This window comes from Streptomyces sp. NPDC024555, assembly GCF_055559335.1.
Map to the genome: position 1 here is coordinate 233,690 of NZ_JBVHKV010000012.1, position 18,904 is coordinate 252,593.

Genomic DNA, 18,904 nt, shown 5'->3' on the forward strand with positions numbered 1-18,904 from the left:
TTCGCAGTTCCCTGACGGCCCGTCATCAGGCGTTATGCGCAGGACCGGCCCGGCACAACCCCACTAGGCTGCTCCGGAATTGACCACACGGGGAGGACCACTGTGCGAGTGAAGCACCGGCATGCCGTCCATCTGACTCTCGCGATCGCGTTGGCGGGCCTCGGCCTGGCCGGCTGTTCCGGCGGGTCGTCCGGGAAGGACGCGGATGCGGACGCGGCGGCGCCGGGTGCGGCGGGGGCGGCGAAGCGTCCGGTCAAGGCGAAGGCGTACGACCCGCCGACCACGTTCGGGAAGAACGTGCAGCTGCCCGTGGACGAGGACATCAAGGACTGGGGCTTCGCCCTGCGCGGGCCCACGCTGTACCACCGGACCTCGGCGGCCCTCGACGCCTACGACACCGGCTCCGGGCGCAAGCTCTGGTCCTCCGACATCGGCCGCAAGGACTACTACACCGGCAAGGAGGGGCAGCCGAGCGACGACCAGACCATCCCCCCGGTCTTCGCCGAGCAGGACGGGCACACCGGCGTCCTCTTCGCGTACGCCTACGAGACGAAGGGTTCCGGCACCACGCCCGACCGGACCGACGTCTATCTGCGGTCCGTCGACGCCGACACCGGCAAGGTCTCCTGGACGGCCCGCCTGCCCGCGCCGAAGGGCGCGACCGTCAGCTATCTCGAACCCGCCGTGATCGGCGCCGAGGACGGAACGGCCGTCGTCAGGGTCTTCACCCACACGAACCCGACCCCGAGCGAGGACGGCGAGAGCGCCACCACCTACGCCGTCGATCTGAAGACGCACCAGACCGTCTGGCAGAAGGAGGGCTTCTCCGGCAGTGCGGTGGACAGCGGTGTCGTCGTCGGCGCCCAGCTCGGCCCCGAGGCCACCTTCCAGGTGCTGACCGGCTGGTACTCCGAGAACGAAGACCTCGCCCTCGCCGGACTGGCCGTCGCGGACGGAGCACCGCGCTGGAAGCAGGACGGCCGCTCCGGCGTGGACATCGACCAGGTGGGCGGCGGCTTCTTCATCGCGGGCTCGCTCCGCGACAGCCGCACCGGCGAACTCGTCCCCGGCGGAGAAGGCGGCACCTCCTTCCACTGCTACTACGACCGGCGGTCCGTGGTCGTCTGCGACACCGAGGAATCCGTTCACGGCATCGATGCCCAGAGCCACAAGATCCTCTGGACCATCTCCGAGGACGACCCCTCTCGGAAGAAGCCCGAGGTCAACAACGCCTTCCACGGGGCCGTCTACGCCTCCGCGGGCACCGACGGCGTCATCCTCGACGCCCGCACGGGCAAGGACCGCGGCCTCTACAAGGGCGCGAGCGCGTACATGATCAACGAATACGCGTCGGTGGACTACGACATGGAGGTGAACGCGGCGACGGGGTGACCGGGCGGTTCCGTCGGCCTGTGCCGCGTTGACGTCAGGTCCGGCCGGAGGCGGCCCGGAGGAGGGTGTCGGCCGCGGCGGTACGGGCGTAGAGGACCGAGCGGCCGGCACGGTGGGCGCTGACCAGGCCCGCGTCCCGGAGCGCCGTGAGGTTCTGGGAGACCCCGGCCGGGGAGAGGCCGGTGCGGTGGGCCAGTTGTGTGGTGGAGGCCGGGGTCTCCAGTTCGGTCAGCAGCAGGGTGCGTGAGCGGCCCAGCACGGCGGAGAGGGTGTCGGGGCGTGCGGCGGGCAGGGCCTGCCAGAGCGTGCCGACACCGCGTGCCTGATAGGCGAGTTGGGGTGGATCCGGCGGGGTCGTCCGGACGCGCAGCCCTGGTCCGGCGAAGGCCGAGGGGATCAGCAGGAGCCCCGTGCCCGCCGTCGTGCGGGTCAGCGGCTGCTTGCGGCGGGCCATCCGCAGCGCGTTGCCGTCCCAGCTCAGCGAGGGGTGCAGATCGTCGAGGAGGTGGCCGGTGCCGTGTTCGGCGGCCAGGCGGGCCCGGTGGAGGATGTCCGCGTCCAGGACGGCTCGGACGCGTGCCCAGTAGGGGGCCAGCGCCAGTTCCCAGTAGGTCTCGATCTCCTCGGTGACCTTGGGGAGGAGGCGCTGCGGGTCGTGGTGCAGGGCGCGCAGGCGGGGGCCGAGGGGTCCGTGGTGGCGGGCCAGGTGGTCGAGGTCCTGGCGGACCCGGGCGGGCGGCGCGGCGTGGATCGCGTCCCGCTCCGCCGCCGGGGCGGGGTCCGGCCCTGCGGGGGCCGGGTTGAGGAAGTCGGGGACGTAACCGGCGGTGGGCGGGATCAGCTCGCGGAGCCAGCCCCGGTCCAGTCCGGCGGCCACCAGGCGCGGTCTCACCTGGTCGGCCCAGGTCCGATGGATGGGATGCGCGGTGCCGGACCTCAGCAGCCGGAAGCTGGGTGCGACCTCCCACATCGGTGAGACGGCGAACCGCACCTGTGCCAGATCGCTCGTCGAGAACGCCAGTTCCGCCAGGACGACCACTCCTCCATGGATTCAGGCGATGGATTCGGACATGCCTGAATCCATGGCGGGGCAGCCTACCGCGCGGACATCATCCCGCCATGACCCCACAGACGATCACCGCAGCCGCGTCCGGCACCTGGAAGCTCGGCGACCTGACGGTCAACCGGGTCGGCTTCGGCGCGATGCGCCTGCCGCAGCACGGAGAGGCGTTGGCGGAGGACGCGGTCCCGCGCGACCGTGACCAGGCGGTTCGTGTGCTGCGCCGGGCGGTCGAACTCGGCGTGAACCACATCGACACCGCCGCCTTCTACTTCTCGCCGCTGCGCTCGGCCAACGAGTTGATCAACCACGCGCTGGGCCCCTACCCGGACGACCTCGTCATCACCACCAAGGTCGGGCCGGGCCGCGACCCCTCGGGCCGGTGGCTGCCGCATGCCACCCCCGGCCAGTTGCGCGGCCAGGTCGAGGAGAACCTGCGCCAGCTCGGCCGCGACCACCTCGACGTGGTGAACCTGCGCATCGTCGGCACCGACTCGATCGCGGAACGCTTCGGTGCGCTCGCCGACCTGCGCGAGGCCGGACTCGTCCGCCACCTCGGCCTGTCCAACGTCCGGCCCCACCACCTCGCCGAGGCCCGGAGCATCGCCCCGGTGGTCTGCGTCCAGAACATGCACGGCATCGGCGCGTCGCCCGAGCAGCGGGAGTTCCTGGACCTCTGCGGTGAACAGCACATCGCCTTCGTGCCGTTCTACTCGATCGCGGGCTCCGGACGGACGGCCGGCGCGACCGCCGACGACAGTCCGGCGGTCCGCGCCGTGGCTCGCGCCCACGGTGTGAGCGCGGCCCAGATCCGGCTGGCGTGGACCCTGCACCAGGGCTCCCACGTCCTGGCCATCCCCGGCACCGGCGACCTCGGCCACCTCGCCCAGAACGTCGCCGCCGGCTCTGTGCGTCTGTCGGAGGAGGAACTCGTCGCGCTTGACCACCGGTGAGACCCTGTCCCCCGTACGCCCAGACGAACGGCCGGGGGAACCCATGTACTTCGACGAGAACGAGCCCCAGGACGTCCGCGACCGGCGCCTCGCGGCGGAGCGGGCCGAGCGAAAGGCGCGGCGCAAGGCACATCGGCTCGCGGCTCCGGTGCCACTGAAGGAGGCGCACTTCGGGGCGGGGCTCGTCGCGGTGACGCTGGCCGTGCTTGCCGTGTTCGGTCAGTTCGTCGTGATGGGCGTGATCGGCGGGGTGGTGCTGTTCGTGTTCGTCGCCGCGCTGGTCCGGGCCTATGTGGACGGCGACCGGGGCCGGCACGCCGTACAGCGGGCGTACCGGGCGGCGTTCATATGGACGGAGCTCGTGTAGGCGCGGTCCGGTCGTGGAGGTCCGGCCGGAGTGGTCAGGGGGCCTCGAAGCGGGTCATCGGCAGGGCCTTGTCCAGGCGCAGGGCGGCCAGGTCGTCGTGGGGGATCAGGAAGGTCGTGCAGTACTCCTCGTAGGAGCGGCCCTGGCCGGCGAGGGATATCCATGCGCCTGTGAGGCGGTGGGTCTCCTCCTCCAGGCGGGTGGGCCACTGGGCGGTCGGGACGGGCGGGATCTCGCCCGCCTTCTCGCGTCCCGCGAGGGTCTGTTCGGCGAGGGTGGCGATGACCTCGTGGTCCACGTAGCCGCCGAGGACGATGCCGCCGCCGGAGGGCCAGAGGTCGTGGGCGAGGGTGCGGAGGTCGTCCAGGTGGGCCAGGTCGTCTTCCATGGAGCGGGCCAGCCGCTGCTGGAAGGGGGACATGTCGTCCCACTCCAGGTCCTCCCAGAACGGGTGCCAGTCCTCGTCCTCGTCGCGTTCCTGGAGCCACAGGGGGAGTTCGGCTCCGAGGGCGGCGGTGACGCCGACGGGTTCGCGGGCCCAGGAGGGGTCGGGAGCATCCGCGAGGGCGGTTTCGGTGCCTTCGGGTACGTGGACGACGCGGGCGTAGCGCCCGGAGCGGTCCTCGTGGTCCTGCTCCTGGTCGACGAAGAAGAGGAGCGTTCCGGTCTCCGGAAGGTGGAAGCCGTCGATGCGCGGCAGCGCGGCGCAGTCGACGGAGAGGAGCAGCGGGAGGGGGGCGTCCCCGGCGGACGGCCAGGTCATGCCGATGGGCAGCCGGGGCAGGCCGCCGAGGTGGCCCGCCACCGGGCCGGCGCCACCCGGGGAGAGCCCGATCGTCAGACGGAGGTGCTGCGTGAAGCGGCTGATCTCGTCGTCCGGGATGCCCGCTTCAAGGGCGGCCCGGCGGAACTCTCCCTGGTGATCCATGACCGAGAAGATAGGCCCCGCCACCGACATCGGGGCGGGCCGCCCCCGTCCCGCTCACTCCAACGCGCCCTCCACCAGCGCCGCCCACTGCGCGACCACGCGGCGGCGGCGGGCGGTGTCGTCGGTGAGGACGTTGGCGAGGCCGAGGCCGCGGGCCATGTCGAGGAGGCCCTGGACGGTTTCGCGGACGCCGGGGCGGGATTCGTCGGCGCGGAGCAGGGTGAGGGCGATGCGGTGGGTCTCGCGGCCGACGCGGGCTTCGAGTTCCGTGACGCGGGGGCGGAGCTGGTCCTCGTTGGAGGCGGCGACCCAGAGCTGGAGCGCGGCGCGGAAGAGGGGGCCGGTGTAGAGGTCGACGAGGGCGGCGACGACATCGGCGCGGTCCTGGACGGGCAGGGCGCGCAGGGCGGCGGAGCGTTCCTCGGCGACGTACTCGACGGCGGCGGTGAACAGGTCCTCGCGCGTGGGGAAGTGGTGCTGGGCCGCGCCCCGGGAGACGCCTGCGCGCATCGCCACGACGGAGACCGTGGAGCCCGCCCAGCCGTGTTCGGCGAGACAGGCGACGGCCGCTTCCAGGAGACGGAGGCGCGTGGCCCGACTGCGGTCCTGTTTGGGGGACTTGGGGCTTGGGGGACCTGCGGGATTCGTGGGGTTCGTGGGGCTCACAGCAGCCATGCGGGATCCCTGCGTTCCAGGAAGGCCGTCACGCCCTCCCTCGCCTCGTCGGAGGCGAAGAGTGCCGCTGAGCGGGCGATGAGGTCTTCGGCGTACTGGTCGAAAGTCCTCCGCACAGTAGCCGTGACCAGCTCCTTCGACGCGGCCAGCCCCTGGGGCGAGGCCCGGCGCAGTCCGTCGAGTACGGGGACGAGCGCCTGGTCCACGTCCTCGGCGGCCAGGGTCACCAGGCCGGTCCTGGCGGCCTCGGCCGCGTCGAAGCGTTCGCCGGTCAGGTAGTAGCGGGCCGCCGCGCGCGGCTCCATGCGGGGCAGCAGGGGCAGGGAGATCACGGCGGGGGCCAGCCCGAGGCGGGACTCCGTGAGCGCGAAGGTCGCCTCCGGGCCCGCCACGGAGATGTCGCACGCGGCGAGGAGCCCGAAACCGCCGGCCCGGACGTGTCCGGTGACCCGGGCCACCACCGGCTTCGGCAACGTCACGATCCGCCGCATCAGCGCGACGAAGTCGTGCGGGTCCGCCGGTGCCTTCAGGTCCGCGCCCGCGCAGAACGTCGTCCCGGTGTGCGTGAGGACGACCGCCCGGACCCCGTCGTCCGCCGCGCAGGCGTCCAGCGCATCGGACAGCTCGCCGACCAGGGGCGCGCTCAACGCGTTGCGGTTCGCCGGGGAGTCCAGCGTGAGGGTGGTGATCCCGCGCTCGTGGGCGGGCGGGGCGAGCCGGGGCATGATCGCTCTCCTTACTGCGGACTCCTCGTTACGGGCACCTCGTTGCGGGCGGGCGCCTCGCCGAGCGTGGCAGGAGCGGCAAGAACAATCAAGCGTGCTTGCATGCTTTCCGGCTGCCAGAGGGTCCGGAGCCAGGACCTCGGGTCCCGGCTGCCGGACCCTCCACCGCTCCCTACCGGCCTTCCAGCTCCAGCGGCGGGTTCGGCTCGTTGTCGTCCTTCATGAAGTCCTTCATGCCCTGCCACAGGGAACGGGCCTGGTGGACGGTGGCGCCCCGGGCGTCCGCCAGGATCTCGGGGCGTTCACCGAAGCCGGCCGGGAGGGGCGGGAGGCCGAGCGCGTCCAGGGTCCGGACCAGGAGTTCGGAGGGGTCGCCGGGGTCGCGCAGCAGGCGGGCCACCTCGCGTACGTCTCCGCCGCCGGCGGCCGCGACGAGGAGTTCGGCGTGGGTCTGCGCGGTCTCCTGGGGCGGGGTCTGTCCGGGGCCCGCCCACCGGTGCCGGACGGTGGTCTTCCCCTTGGTGACGACGGTGAGGCCGTGCGCCTCGGACGACTCGCGCCGGGCGACCAGGGTGGTCAGTCCGGCCTCGTCGAAGGCGGTCTCGGCGACCTGGGCCAGTCCTTCGAGCCGCAGCAGCGTGGCACGGCGACCGCGTTTGCCGGGCGTCTCCTGCGAGGGGGCCGTCTCCATCAGCGTCCAGCGTCCGGCCGGGGCGAGGCGGACCGTCGCGCCGCACAGCATCAGTTCCTTCGAGGCGCGCTGCGGGCCGGTGGGGACGTACGCGATCTCCAGGGCCGCCTGGGGCTGCGCGGACTCCGGCAGGGGGACGGCAGGCGCGGGGACGGTGCCGTTGCGGGGGATGGAGGCGGCGAGCGCGGCCCGGGTCTCGTTCCGGAAGGCGACGAAGCTCTCCAGGGGGTCCCCCGCGTACGCCCAGGGGAACGCGGTGACGTACCGGCCGATGGAGCGGTAGACGTCCAGCGCTTGGGTCCAGCGTTCCAGGCGGTTGAGTTCCCAGACCAGATGGTTGCGGACGTGCCGGGCCTCGTGGTCCTCGGGCGGGCGGGACGCGGAGTACGCGAGTGCCGTGGCGATGATCGCGTCGACCTGCTCCGGGCCCGGGGCGCCGTTCCGGTCCCGGGGCGAACTCCGCTGCGTGTCCAGGCCGACTTCGAGCAGAGCGACGACCTCCAGGGCGCGGAGTGCGGAGCCCTCCGGGGCGTCGGCGGCGACGCCGGCCGCGTAGTCGAGCATCTCCTTGTGGCTTCCATACCACTTGGCGGCCAGGAACTGCACGGCGTTGTTGTGGGTGGACATGTGGTGGGGCGCACAGCTCAGCGCTTGGCGCAGACAGTCGTCGAAGACCTCGCGCGGCGCCCCGGCGCCCAGGCAGTGGGTCAGGGCGGCGGTCCAGGGGACCGGGTCGCCCGGGGACGCCTCGACGGCGGCCTCGATGACGGGCAGCGCGTCGTCCAGCAGCGTGTGGAAGGCGCGGAACCGCTCCGCGCCCACGTCCTTCGCGTACGCCGCCGTGCGGACCTTCCACGCCTCCCTGATCCGCCGGCACGCGTCGAGGACCAGCGCGTCCGGGTCGTCCGGCGACTCCGCGAGCCAGGCCTCCAGCCACGCCCCGTCGTCCACCGCGTTCTCGGCGAGGCTCCACACGCACTCGTCCCGCAGCGTCCAGTCCCCCTCCTCGCGCGTGGCGGCGAGCAGCGCGCGAACCGGTGCGTGCGCCCCCCGGCGCGCCCCCGCCAGCGCCTCGACGGCGCGCTCCTGCGGTGCGTCGACCACGAGCGCGTGATCGGGCACCAGCCCGGCCCCGGTCGCCTCCAGGTGTCTGACGATGCGTCCTACCTTGCCGAACACGTACACCCCTCCCTCGCGCCACCCCATGCGGCCGCGCCCGATCGTCCCACCGGGCCCCCGCGTACGGAAGATCATGACGACCGCGCGCGGCCCCGGGCTCAGCCGCCCGTACGGTCCACGAGGTCCGCCGCGAGCGCGGCGTAGATGTACTCGCTGCCCCAGCGGTCCCCGTCGAGGTCGTTCTCCACGAGGTGGGCCTCCCGGCGCATCCCGAGGCGCTCGCAGACCCCCACCGACCCCGTGTTCTCCACGTCGAGCCGGGCGTAGAGCCGGTGCACGCCCAGGGTGTCGAAGGCGAACCGGGCCAGGGCCCCGGCGGCCTCGGTGGCGTAGCCGTGCCCCTGGTGGCGCGGGTCGACGGTCCAGCCGATCTCGGCCTGGGCGGCGCGGGCGTCGGCCAGGGACAGGCTCACCTCCCCGAGGAGTCCGGGCTCGTCGCGCAGGCACACGGCGAGCGACACCTTGTCCCCGTCGGCCTTCCAGACGGTCTGCGCGGCCCGCTCGGCGGCGGCCTGGGCGCTGCGCTCGCGGGTGTGCGCCGGGCGGTAGAGGTAGCGGGCCACGCTGGGCAGGCCCTGGTAGGCGTACAGCGCGTCGGCGTCGCCGGGGGTGAACAGGCGCAGGGACAACCGGGGTGTGGTCATCGGGAGCAGCGGGGCGATGTCCATGCGGACCTCCGGGACGCGAGGGGGATCGTGATGCCGAGCGATCCTCGCATCGCGGACGGCGGGCGGCCACGCAGTTATGGCCCTCCCTTCCTTCCCCATTGCCGCGCGTCCCGCCGCCGAGCCGTCACCGAGCAGCGGTCCCGCCGCCGGCTTCACCGCGTCCGTGCGGGCCGCAGCAGTACGGGGCGCAGCCTGCTGTAGCCGCGCACCGACACCGGGCGCAGCACCTTGAGGTCGTACGCGGCCGTACCGGCCAGCTCGTCCGCGAACGCCTTGTCGACCAGCACGGTGTCGGGGCGGGCCACTGCGGTCAGCCGGGCCGCGATGTTCACGGGGGCGCCGTACACGTCGCCGAACCGGTTGAGGACTGCGCCGTGTGCCAGTCCGGTCCGCAGTTGCGGCAGGCTCGTCCGGCGCCGGGCCCGTGCGGTCAGCTCCAGGGCGATGCCCGCGGCGGCGGAGGCCGACTCGCAGACGAAGAACACCTCGTCGCCGATGGTCTTCACCACCCTGCCGCGCCCCTCGGCGACGACGTCACCGATGAGGCTCTCGAACTGGTCGAGGACCGCGCCGAGTTCGCGGCTGTCCAGGCCGCGGGTCATCCGCGTGTAGCCGACCATGTCGGTGAAGCCCACGGCCAGACGGCTGACGTCGGCGCCCTCGTACGGAGGCTGCGCGCCCTCGTAGGGCGACCGCGCGCCCTCGTACGGGGGCCGAGCTTCCTCGTACGGGGACTCCGCGCCATCGTGCCCGCCGCCGTCTCCCGCCGTGCTCTCGCGCGCCCTCTCGGCGAGCATCCGGTCCGCGCGGGCCGCGAGGTGGCGGCGCCAGACGTGCCGTTGCAACAGCTCCAGTTCGGGCAGGAGAGCGGCGGCATGGTCCATCAGGGCCGCTTCGTCGCCCGCGCCGTCCGGGTCGCGGCCGAGCCAGTTCCAGAGGGTGTGGGTCTGCCAGTCGGCGAGCCGGGAGAGATGGTGGCCCAGGGCGCGGGCCATCATCGTCTCGCTCTCCTCCGTGATGATCCCGGCCGCGATGAGCCGTTCGCCCGCCCGCAGCGCGTCGACATCGGCGTCGGTGAAGACCCGCGCGTCGTCGTCGACCAGCGGGAACCCGAGCGCGCGCCAGATCTGCGCCGAACGCTCGGGCCGCACACCGGACCGCTCGGCGGTCTCCGGCCGCGTCCAGCGGCGTCCGCCGCCGAGGAGCAGTTCCTCGACGGCCGTGCCGAGTACGTCCCCGCCGGAGGGCCCGGCCGTCCCCCGCTCCGGCTCCGGGGCCGGCTCCGACGCACTCATGTGGTGTGCACGATCAGCACGTCGAGCCCGGCCTTCCTCGCGATGTCCGAGGGCACCGAACCGAGGATGCGTCCGGCGAGCGAGCGCAGCCCCCGGTTGCCGACGACGACCACATCCGCCCCGCTCTCCCGGGCGACCCGCACGAGGGCCGGGACCGGCTCGTCCTCCACCGCGACGGTCCGGATGTCCACGACCCCCTCCGCGCGGGCCCGGTCGCTCGCGGTGCGCAAGGTGCTCTCGGCGGGCGCCGAGCCCACCACCTGGTACGCCTCGGCCCCTAACTGGTCCTGCGCCGCCGCGAGATCGGTCCCGCGCATCGGGGAGTACGCGCAGGCGATCACGAGCGCGGCCCCGCAGGCGGCGGCGAGGCGGGCCGCGCTCGCCACCGCGACGAACGAGGACTCCGAGCCGTCCGTTCCAACGAGGACCGTCTGGTACGCGCCCAAGGCAATCTCCTTACTCCGCAGTAAACTTACTTGAAAGTAAAGTAAGGCGCGGGCCGGTTTCCGGGCAAGACTCGGTCGTGCGCCCGCTCCACCGGAATCGGATCCTTCGCGGGGCTGCGGCAGGGCCGGACCCTCACGTACCGTTGACCGCATGATCACCGGACCGGCATCACGCCACGCACGGACGGGCTACCCGGTGGAGGGCTGAGCGCGCACGGGGTGCGCGGCAGGCACCCCTCCGGCCCGGCACGCGGACCTCCCGGCACTCGCGCACCAGCGAGTCCGTCCGTCCATGCCGCACACCATGAGGTCAGCCGTATGCCAGCCGCGTTCAACCACACCATCATCGCCGCCCAGGACAGCAACGAATCGGCCCGTTTCTTCCGGGAGTTGCTGGAGCTTCCGGAAGCCCCGTCCTGGGGGCCCTTCACCAATGTCCAGCTCGCCGACGGCGTGCTCCTCCAGTTCGCCGAGCCGCCGGTGGACATCCAGATGCAGCACTACGCGTTCCTGCTCGACGACGCGCTCTTCGACCGCGCGTACCAGCGGCTGCGCGAGCGCGGGATCACCCACTGGGCCGATCCGCAGATGCGCCGGCCCGGCGAGATCAACACGGAACACGGCGGGCGGGGCGTCTACTTCAAGGACCCCGCCGGGCACGCCATCGAACTGATCACGCGGCCGTATCTGTAGCGCCCACCGAGTCCGGCCGGGCCGCCTTCATGGGCGCGCCCGGCCGGGTAGCCGGACGGGTGTGGTCGGGCCTGCCCGTAGGACCAGGACAGGAGTTCGCCACGCTCCACGGATTCGCTCACCTTCCCAGGCAAAGTCAGTGGGACGACGTCTGATCGAAGAAGCCCTCGGCCGCAATCGCGGAAATGGCCGATTCAACGTTCTCGCGCGTCACACTCGCGACCACCAGCAGACTCCTAGCCGTGAAGCGCCCAAGGCGGTCGATCTCATCGGCTGTGGACTGCGCGAGTCGAACCGGGTCATACACCTCGACGACTTGCCTGCCACCACCCCACGCGACGGTCACATCCAGCCAACCCTTGGCCGCCTGAGTCGCCCAGTCGTACGCGCCCATGGGCGCTGGCCATTCAATCCGATATTCCATGGAGCCATGCCGGGCCTGGTCGACAGAGGATAGGCCCTGCGGGTTCCTCCCGAAACCGCCACTGAGGCCGACGCGATCCACGACGAGCTGCCCTGGTAGGGGCATCGCGTGCCGGGCCGCCGGCTGTGAGTACCGGTGACAGGAGTCCCAGCGCCGGGAGTCCGTCGCCGGATGTTCTCGTGGACGATCGGACATCTTTCGAAGACCGGAGGATATTCAGCCGCTCGTTCGATCTTCCTAGTGTGGTGGCAGACGCGGGGCCGTCGCCCCGAACCAGATGCCGTGCAAGGGAGTTCGTCATGCGTGCTGTCGTTCAGAAGGCGTTCGGAGGCCCCGAGGTCCTTGAGGTCGCCGAGGTCGACCGGCCGGTCCCGCTCGGCGGGGAGGTGCTGGTCCGGGTGCATGCGAGTGGGGTGAATCCGGTGGACGCGGCGGTGCGTCAGGGGACTCTTCCGCTGCTGGGGGAGCCGCCGTTCGGGGTGGGCTGGGACATTTCCGGGGTGGTGGAGGCGGTCGGGCCGGGGGCCCGGTTCAGGCCGGGGGACGAGGTGTTCGGGATGCCGTTCTTCCCGCGTGCGGCCACGGGGTACGCGGAGTACGTGGCGGTGCCCTCGCGGCAGGTGGCGCGCAAGCCCGCGACGCTCGACCATGTGAGCGCGGCGGCCGTCCCGCTCGCCGCGCTCACGGCCTGGCAGGGGCTGGTGGACGCGGCCGGGCTGGCCGAGGGGCAGCGGGTGCTGGTGCACCGGGCCGCCGGGGGCGTCGGGCACTTCGCGGTGCAGATCGCCAAGGCGCGCGGGGCGCATGTCACGGCGCTGACGAGCTCCGGGAACGCCGATTTCGTACGGGAGCTGGGGGCGGACGAGGTCATCGACTACCGCACCACCGACTACACGGAAGCGGCCGGGGACATGGACGTCGTCCTCGACTCCAGCTCCGAGGGCGAACGGGCGCTGCGCGTCCTGAAGCCGGGCGGCACCCTCGTCACCATCATGGAGCACTGGAACACCGCCCTCGCCGCCCGCATCGAGGAGGAGGGCCGCCGGTTCGCCGGGGTCTCGGTCGAGCCGGACTACGCTTCCCTGGAGGCGATCGCGGCCCTCGTCGACGCCGGCGCCGTCCGCCCGCACGTCTCCGCTACGTTCCCGCTCGCCGAGGCCGCCGAGGCGCACGCGCTCATCGGCACCGGCCGCACACGCGGCAAGATCGTCCTGACGGTCGCCTGAGCGGTACGGTCCGGAACGGCAGGCGGACAAGGTCGGCGAGGCGGGGCAGCGGGGCGCCCCGCGGGAACGGGGCAGGCTGTGGACATCCTCACCGAGGCGCTGGCCTCCATGCGCACCGGGCGGCCCGCCTCGGTGCGGACCGACGGGCGGGCGCCCTTCGGCCTGCGGCTGCCGCCGGTGGCCGGTGCCGGGTTCCACGTGGTGCTGTCCGGCACGTGCTGGCTGGTCCCGCTGGAGGACGCGGCGCACCGGCCGCCGCTCCTGCTCTCCCCCGGTGACGTGGTGTTCCTGCGGGACGGGCGCGGGCACATCCTGGCCGACCACCCGGACACCCCGGCCGAACCGGAACGGGCCGCGCAGTTCTGCCCCGGGTCACCGCTGGGCACCGTCACCGTCGGCGGCGACGGCCCCCGCACCAGCCTGCTGTGCGGCAACTACCACCTGGACCAAGACCGCCCCCACCCCCTCGTGCGGCAACTGCCGGAGATCGTCCATCTGACCGCGAACCACACCGTGCACCCCGAACTGGCGGCGGCCGTCCAGCTGTTGCGTACGGAACTGGACCAGCCGCGCCCCGGTTCGGCCGGGATCGTCCCCGCCCTGATCGACTCGCTGCTCCTCTACATCCTGCGGGCCTGGCTGGAGGGGCGGCCCGCCGCCGAGACCAGGGGCTGGGCCGCCGCGCTCCGGGACTCGGCGGTCGCCCCGGCCCTGACGGCGATCCATGCGGAACCGGGCGCCGCATGGACGGTGGAGTCGCTGGCCGGTCGTGTGGGGCTGTCCCGCGCCGCGTTCGCCCGCCGGTTCAACGCTCTCGTCGGCGAGCCGCCCATGGCGTATCTGACCCGCTGGCGCATGACGACCGCCGCGCGGCTCCTGCGGGAGTCCGAGGCCCCGCTGGCGGTGGTCGCCACCCGTACCGGCTACGGGTCGGAGTACGCCTTCGCCAAGGCGTTCAAACGCGCGTACGGGCTGGCCCCGGGCGGCTACCGGCGCGGAGCACGCACGGCCTGACCGGCCCGGGTCGGCCCCTGTGCGGCCCCCGCCCGGCCGCCCCCGGAGCCGTCAGCCCTTCCCCTGGGCCCGCTCCCGCAGCTCCCTCCGCAGGATTTTCCCGGATACCGCGCGCGGCACGGTCTCGATGAACTCGACCGCGCGGACCTTCTTGTACGGGGCGACCTGGCCGGCCACCCAGGTCATCAGGGCCTCCGCCGTGAGGTCGTCGGCGGACGGGGCGCGGACCACGTAGGCCTTCGGGATCTCGTTGCCCTCGGTGTCGTTGACGCCGATGACAGCGGCGTCAGCAACGTCGTCGTGGGAGAGGAGGAGGGCTTCGAGTTCGGCGGGGGCGACCTGGTAGCCCTTGTACTTGATGAGTTCCTTGACGCGGTCGACGACGAAGAGCCAGCCGTCCTCGTCGATGCGGCCGATGTCGCCGGTGTGGAGCCAGCCGTCGGGGTCGATCATGGCGGCGGTGGCGTCGGGGCGGCCGAGGTAGCCCTTCATGACCTGGGGGCCCCGGATGAGGATCTCGCCGGTGGCGCCGGGGGCGGCGTCCTCGTCGGGGGCGTCGAGGGAGACGATGCGCATCTCGGTGGAGGGGAGGAGAGTGCCGACGGCGCCGGGGGGCGGGTTCTCGGCGGCGAGGGGGACGACGTGGGTGCCGGGGGACAGTTCGGTCATGCCGTAGGCCTGGCGGACCGGCGGGAGGCCGAGGCGGCGGGAGCAGGCGGTGGCGAGGTCCGCGTCCAGGGGGGCGGCGGCGCTGACGATGTACTCCAGGGAGGAGAGGTCGTAGCGGTCGACGACGGGGTGCTTGGCTAGGGCCAGCACGATCGGCGGGGCCACGTACAGGCCGTTGATGCGGTGCTGCTCGATCGCGGCGAGGAACGGGGCGAGGTCGAAGCGCGGCAGGACGACCACCGTCGCGCCGGTGCGCAGGGGGGCGTTCATCAGGGCGGTCAGCCCGTAGATGTGGAAGAAGGGCAGGACCGCCAGGATGCGGTGGCCGGTGCCCAGGGGGATGAACGGGGTCAGCTGTTCCAGGTTCGTCGCCATGGACCGGTGCGTGAGCATCACCCCCTTGGGGGTGCCGGTCGTGCCCGAGGAGTACGGGAGGGCCGCGACGTCCTCGGCGGGGTCGATGTCGACCATCGGCTCGGGGGCGTCACCGATGAGCATGTCGAGGACGGAGGCGTGCCCCTCCGCCTGGTCGCAGACGAAGATCTCCCGGATGCCGCCCACGAGTTCGGCGGCGCGGCGGGCGGTGGCCAGGAGCGGGGAGACGGTCACGATCCAGCGGGCGGAGGAGTCGCGGAGCTGTTTGGCGAACTCCTCGGCCGTCGCGAGCGGATGGACCGTGGTGACGGTCGCCCCGGCCCGGGTCGCCGCGAAGAACACCGCCGGGTAGGCGATCGTGTTGGGGCTGTGCAGGGCCAGTACGTCGCCCTTCGCCAGTCCGGCGGCGGCGAACCCGGCGGCGATCCTGCGGTGGAAGCCGTCCAGCTGCTTGTACGTGAGGCGCCGGGTGTCGTCCGTCCCGTCGATCAGGGCGACCGTGTCGCCGAACTCCTCGGCGGCGTGGCCGAGGACCGCCTCGTGGATCGCGGTGTCGAGGGGCTGGACGTCGGGGTACTCGCTCCGGAACACGTGCGCCATGCGATGGGTCCCTTCGGTGCGGATGGGCGGGTCCCGGCCGGGTGGGGGTGGGCCGGCCGGTCCCGTACGACGCGTGGGAGGTGGGCGTGCGCTGCCGCCGTGCCGGGGCTCCCCCCGCACGGTGTGGAGGGACAGGATGGCGTCCGCCGGTACGCCTTGGGGAGACCCCGGGGGCGACGAAATACCGGCCGTGGGGGTTCGCGGGCCCGGTGCCGTCGGTACGGCCGGGTGCCGTCGCAACGAACCGGTACCGTCGCAACGGCCCGGCATCGTCGCAACGAACCAGTCCCGTCGCAACGGCCCGGCATCGTCGCAACGAACCAGTCCCGTCGCAACGACCCGGTCCCGTCGAAACGTACCGGCACCGTCGCAACGACCCGGCAGCCGTCAGTACGACTTGGGGAGTCCCAGCGACTGGTGGGACACGTAGTTGAGGATCATCTCCCGGCTGACCGGTGCGATTCTCGCCACCCGGGCCGCCGTGATCAGGGACGCGAGGCCGTACTCGCGGGTGAGGCCGTTGCCGCCGAGGGTGTGCACGGCCTGGTCCACGGCCCTGACGCACGCCTCGCCCGCCGCGTACTTCGCCATGTTGGCGGCCTCGCCCGCGCCGATGTCGTCGCCGTCGTCGTACAGGCGGGCGGCCTTCTGCATCATCAGCCGGGCCAGTTCCAGTTCTATGTGGGCCTGGGCGAGGGGGTGGGCGATGGCCTGGTGGGCGCCGATGGGCTCCTTCCACACCTGGCGGGTCTTCGCGTACTCGACGGCGCGACCGAGCGCGTAGCGGCCCATGCCGATGCCGAACGCGGCGGTCATGATGCGTTCGGGGTTGAGCCCGGCGAAGAGCTGGAGGAGCCCCGCGTCCTCGTCGCCGACGAGTGCGTCGGCCGGGAGGCGTACGTCGTCCAGGACGAGTTCGAACTGCTTCTCCGGGGCCTGGAGTTCCATGTCGATCTGCGACCGCTGGAAGCCGGGCGACTCGCGCGGGACGATGAACAGGCAGGCCTTCAGCTTGCCGGTCCTGGCGTCCTCGGTGCGGCCGACGATGAGGGTGGCGTCCGCGATGTCGACGCCGGAGACGAAGACCTTGCGGCCGGTGAGGACCCAGTCCGTGCCGTCGCGGCGGGCGGTGGTGGTGATCCGGTGGGAGTTGGACCCGGCGTCGGGCTCCGTGATGCCGAAGGCCATGGTGAGGCTGCCGTCGGCGAGGCCCGGCAGCCACTGGCGCTTCTGCTCCTCGGTGCCGAAGCGGGCGATGACCGTGCCGCAGATCGCGGGCGAGACGACCATCATCAGGAGCGGGGAGCCGGCCGCGCCCAGCTCCTCCAGGACGATGGAGAGTTCCGCCATCCCGCTGCCCCCGCCGCCGTACTCCTCGGGGAGGTTCACGCCGAGATAGCCGAGCTTGGCGGCCTCGGCCCACAGCTCGCGGGGGTGGCCGCCCTCGCGGACGACGCCGGTCATGTAGTCGCGGCCGTAGCGCTTCCCGAGGGCGGCGACGGCGGCGCGCAGGGCCTGGTGCTCTTCGGTTTCGAGGACGGTGCTCATGCGTGCGGTTCCTCCTGTACGTCGGTGACGACGGCGAGCAGGGCACCCACCTCCACCTGGAGGCCGGGCGCCGCGTGCAGGGCGGTGAGGGTGCCGGCGGCGGGCGCGAGGATGCGGTGCTCCATCTTCATCGCCTCCAGCCAGATCAGCGGCTGCCCGGCGGTGACGGACGCACCGGGGGCCAGTCCGTCCGCGAGGCGGACGACGGTGCCGGGCATCGGGGCCAGCAGCGAGCCGGGTTCGGTGCGTTCGGCCGGGTCGGTGAAGCGGGGCAGGGCGGTGAAGGCGTACGCGCCGGACGCGGTGTCCACGTACACCCGGTCGCCGTACGCCGTGACGTCGAAGTGGTGGGTGACGCCCCCGGTTTCGAGGGTGACGCGGTGCGGGGAGGCGGCCACGACACGGGGTGCGCCGTCGGTCCCGAGGGTGGGGCCCGTGCGGGTGGTGCGGTACGCGACGGCGTGCTCCCGGCCGTCCGGCTCGCTCCGGTAGGTGCGCTCCTGCGGCCGGGCGGGCACGTTCCGCCAGCCGCCGAAGCGGCTCACGCCCCCGGTGGCGGCGGTGCGGGCGGCGGCCGCGAGGGCGGCGGCGGTCGCGGCGAGGCGGGCGCCGGAGTCGTCCTCCTGCTGGGTCAGGGCGGGCAGATGGCGGTCGTAGAAGCCCGTGTCGAGGCCGTCGAGGCGGGCGTCGGCGAAGTCCGGGTGGCGCAGCGAGCGGACCAGCAGGGCGCGGTTGGTGACCGGGCCGTGGATACGGGCGCGTTCCAGGGCGCGGGCCAGCAGGCGTAGGGCCTCGGGGCGGGTCGGGGCGTGGGCGACGACCTTGGCGAGCATCGGGTCGTAGTGGACGCCGATCGTGTCACCCCCTGTGTATCCGGTGTCCAGGCGGAGCCCCGGAAGGTCCGGCACATCGAGCGAGAGCAGTGCTCCGGTTTGCGGCTGCCAGTCTCGGGACGGGTCCTCGGCGTAGAGCCGGGCCTCGACGGCGTGCCCGGTGGGCTGCGGGGGTACGGGGGCGGGCAGCGGCGCGCCCTCCGCGATCCGCAGTTGCAGCGCGACCAGATCGACGCCGAACACGGCTTCGGTGACGGGGTGTTCGACCTGGAGGCGGGTGTTCATCTCCAGGAAGTACGGCCGGCCGTCGGCGGTCAGGAGGAACTCGACGGTGCCGGCGCCCCGGTAGTCGACGGCCCGCGCGGCGGCCGTCGCCGCCTCGTGGAGCCGTGCGCGCAGCGCGTCGTCGAGCCCGGGGGCCGGGGCCTCCTCGACGACCTTCTGGTGGCGGCGCTGGAGGGAGCAGTCGCGGGTGCCGAGTGCCCACACGGTGTCGTGGGCGTCGGCCATGATCTGGACCTCGACGTGCCGGCCGCGCTCGACGTACGGCTCGGCGAACACCTCGTCGTCCCCGAACGCGGACCGCGCCTCGGCCCGTGCGGCGGTCAGCTCACCGGGCAGGTCGGCGCGGTCCCGTACGATCCGCATCCCGCGCCCGCCGCCCCCGGCCGCCGCCTTCAGCAGCAGCGGCAGATCGGCGTCGGTGACGGCGGCCGGGTCGACGGGGGCGAGCAGCGGGACCCCGGCGGCGGCCATCAGCTCCTTGGCGCGGGTCTTGGACGCCATGAGTTCGATCGCCTTGGGCGGCGGCCCGACCCAGTGGAGCCCGGCGTCCTGGACGGCGGCGGCGAAGGCGGCGTTCTCGGAGAGGAAGCCGTAGCCGGGGTGCACGGCGTCGGCCCCGGCGGCGAGCGCGGCGGCCACCACGAGGTCCGCGCGCAGATAGGTGTCGGCGGGGGCGGCGCCCGGCAGGCGTACGGCGGTGTCGGCCTCCCGGACGTGCAGGGCCCCGGCGTCCGCGTCGGAGTACACGGCGACGGTGGCGATGCCGAGGTCCCGGCAGGTGCGGAAGATCCGGACGGCGATCTCGCCCCGGTTGGCGACCAGGAGACGGGTGATGCTGGTGAAACTGGTGGTCATCTC

General features: G+C 73.0%; 18 protein-coding genes. 6 read left to right on the plus strand and 12 right to left on the minus strand.

Annotation, left to right across the window (positions count from 1 at the left end; translation table 11 throughout):
• Nucleotides 1–108: 108 nt before the first annotated feature.
• Entirely contained in the window at nucleotides 109–1,392 is a 1,284-nt protein-coding gene (locus tag ACZ4FH_RS22460) for a hypothetical protein (protein ID WP_467306810.1), read from the plus strand.
• Nucleotides 1,393–1,426: 34 nt separating this feature from the next.
• Here the strand turns inward: ACZ4FH_RS22460 and ACZ4FH_RS22465 are convergent, their stop codons facing one another.
• On the minus strand, nucleotides 1,427–2,431 hold the full coding sequence (locus ACZ4FH_RS22465) for a winged helix-turn-helix domain-containing protein (RefSeq protein WP_467306811.1): 1,005 nt from the start codon (nucleotides 2,429–2,431) through the stop codon (nucleotides 1,427–1,429).
• An 80-nt stretch (nucleotides 2,432–2,511) separates the two neighbouring features.
• Between ACZ4FH_RS22465 and ACZ4FH_RS22470 the strand changes: the two genes are divergently transcribed.
• The gene (locus tag ACZ4FH_RS22470; RefSeq protein WP_467306812.1) at nucleotides 2,512–3,405 is read left to right on the plus strand and encodes an aldo/keto reductase; all 894 of its coding nucleotides are present in this window, start codon (nucleotides 2,512–2,514) and stop codon (nucleotides 3,403–3,405) included.
• Complete coding sequence (locus tag ACZ4FH_RS22475; RefSeq protein WP_467306814.1) at nucleotides 3,392–3,772, plus strand: hypothetical protein; 381 nt, start codon at nucleotides 3,392–3,394, stop codon at nucleotides 3,770–3,772. The genes ACZ4FH_RS22470 and ACZ4FH_RS22475 overlap by 14 nt, the downstream gene beginning before the upstream one ends.
• 34 nt (nucleotides 3,773–3,806) lie before the next feature.
• Here the strand turns inward: ACZ4FH_RS22475 and ACZ4FH_RS22480 are convergent, their stop codons facing one another.
• The 7 genes from ACZ4FH_RS22480 to ACZ4FH_RS22510 all read right to left on the minus strand — a co-directional run bounded on the left by ACZ4FH_RS22480 (nucleotide 3,807) and on the right by ACZ4FH_RS22510 (nucleotide 10,379).
• Nucleotides 3,807–4,700 (minus strand): DUF1963 domain-containing protein, encoded by an 894-nt coding sequence (locus ACZ4FH_RS22480; RefSeq protein WP_467306815.1) that lies wholly within the window; start codon nucleotides 4,698–4,700, stop codon nucleotides 3,807–3,809.
• A gap of 54 nt (nucleotides 4,701–4,754) precedes the next feature.
• Nucleotides 4,755–5,375: a TetR/AcrR family transcriptional regulator gene (locus tag ACZ4FH_RS22485; RefSeq protein ID WP_467306816.1), complete on the minus strand. Its 621-nt coding sequence runs from the start codon at nucleotides 5,373–5,375 to the stop codon at nucleotides 4,755–4,757.
• Nucleotides 5,363–6,100 carry an enoyl-CoA hydratase family protein gene (locus ACZ4FH_RS22490; RefSeq protein ID WP_467306817.1) on the minus strand — a complete coding sequence of 246 codons (738 nt, stop codon included), beginning with the start codon at nucleotides 6,098–6,100 and terminating at the stop codon, nucleotides 5,363–5,365. Before ACZ4FH_RS22490 ends, ACZ4FH_RS22485 begins: the two co-directional genes overlap by 13 nt.
• A 172-nt stretch (nucleotides 6,101–6,272) precedes the next feature.
• Nucleotides 6,273–7,970: a tetratricopeptide repeat protein gene (locus ACZ4FH_RS22495; RefSeq protein ID WP_467306818.1), complete on the minus strand. Its 1,698-nt coding sequence runs from the start codon at nucleotides 7,968–7,970 to the stop codon at nucleotides 6,273–6,275.
• A gap of 98 nt (nucleotides 7,971–8,068) precedes the next feature.
• Nucleotides 8,069–8,638, minus strand: a complete 570-nt coding sequence (locus ACZ4FH_RS22500; RefSeq protein WP_467306819.1) for a GNAT family N-acetyltransferase — start codon at nucleotides 8,636–8,638, stop codon at nucleotides 8,069–8,071.
• Nucleotides 8,639–8,790: 152 nt separating this feature from the next.
• The gene (locus ACZ4FH_RS22505) at nucleotides 8,791–9,933 is read right to left on the minus strand and encodes an adenylate/guanylate cyclase domain-containing protein (RefSeq protein WP_467306821.1); all 1,143 of its coding nucleotides are present in this window, start codon (nucleotides 9,931–9,933) and stop codon (nucleotides 8,791–8,793) included.
• Nucleotides 9,930–10,379, minus strand: a complete 450-nt coding sequence (locus ACZ4FH_RS22510; protein WP_467306823.1) for a universal stress protein — start codon at nucleotides 10,377–10,379, stop codon at nucleotides 9,930–9,932. Before ACZ4FH_RS22510 ends, ACZ4FH_RS22505 begins: the two co-directional genes overlap by 4 nt.
• Before the next feature lie 318 nt (nucleotides 10,380–10,697).
• Between ACZ4FH_RS22510 and ACZ4FH_RS22515 the strand changes: the two genes are divergently transcribed.
• A complete protein-coding gene (locus ACZ4FH_RS22515; RefSeq protein WP_467306825.1) occupies nucleotides 10,698–11,072 on the plus strand; it encodes a VOC family protein in 375 nt (124 codons plus the stop codon).
• Between the two features lie 136 nt (nucleotides 11,073–11,208).
• On the opposite strand, the gene ACZ4FH_RS22520 is transcribed toward ACZ4FH_RS22515, so the two are convergent.
• Nucleotides 11,209–11,466 carry a hypothetical protein gene (locus ACZ4FH_RS22520; protein ID WP_467306826.1) on the minus strand — a complete coding sequence of 86 codons (258 nt, stop codon included), beginning with the start codon at nucleotides 11,464–11,466 and terminating at the stop codon, nucleotides 11,209–11,211.
• A 329-nt stretch (nucleotides 11,467–11,795) separates the two neighbouring features.
• On the opposite strand from ACZ4FH_RS22520, the gene ACZ4FH_RS22525 reads away from it, so the two are divergent.
• A complete protein-coding gene (locus ACZ4FH_RS22525) occupies nucleotides 11,796–12,722 on the plus strand; it encodes an NADP-dependent oxidoreductase (protein ID WP_467306828.1) in 927 nt (308 codons plus the stop codon).
• Between the two features lie 78 nt (nucleotides 12,723–12,800).
• Nucleotides 12,801–13,736 carry an AraC family transcriptional regulator gene (locus ACZ4FH_RS22530; protein WP_467306829.1) on the plus strand — a complete coding sequence of 312 codons (936 nt, stop codon included), beginning with the start codon at nucleotides 12,801–12,803 and terminating at the stop codon, nucleotides 13,734–13,736.
• Nucleotides 13,737–13,787: 51 nt separating this feature from the next.
• Here the strand turns inward: ACZ4FH_RS22530 and ACZ4FH_RS22535 are convergent, their stop codons facing one another.
• The 3 genes from ACZ4FH_RS22535 to ACZ4FH_RS22545 all read right to left on the minus strand — a co-directional run bounded on the left by ACZ4FH_RS22535 (nucleotide 13,788) and on the right by ACZ4FH_RS22545 (nucleotide 18,901).
• On the minus strand, nucleotides 13,788–15,380 hold the full coding sequence (locus tag ACZ4FH_RS22535) for an AMP-binding protein (protein ID WP_467306831.1): 1,593 nt from the start codon (nucleotides 15,378–15,380) through the stop codon (nucleotides 13,788–13,790).
• 387 nt (nucleotides 15,381–15,767) lie between these two features.
• Nucleotides 15,768–16,928, minus strand: coding sequence for an acyl-CoA dehydrogenase family protein (locus tag ACZ4FH_RS22540; protein ID WP_467306832.1), 1,161 nt, complete (start codon nucleotides 16,926–16,928; stop codon nucleotides 15,768–15,770).
• Nucleotides 16,925–18,901: an acetyl/propionyl/methylcrotonyl-CoA carboxylase subunit alpha gene (locus ACZ4FH_RS22545; RefSeq protein ID WP_467306834.1), complete on the minus strand. Its 1,977-nt coding sequence runs from the start codon at nucleotides 18,899–18,901 to the stop codon at nucleotides 16,925–16,927. The genes ACZ4FH_RS22540 and ACZ4FH_RS22545 overlap by 4 nt, the downstream gene beginning before the upstream one ends.
• Nucleotides 18,902–18,904 lie beyond the last annotated feature (3 nt).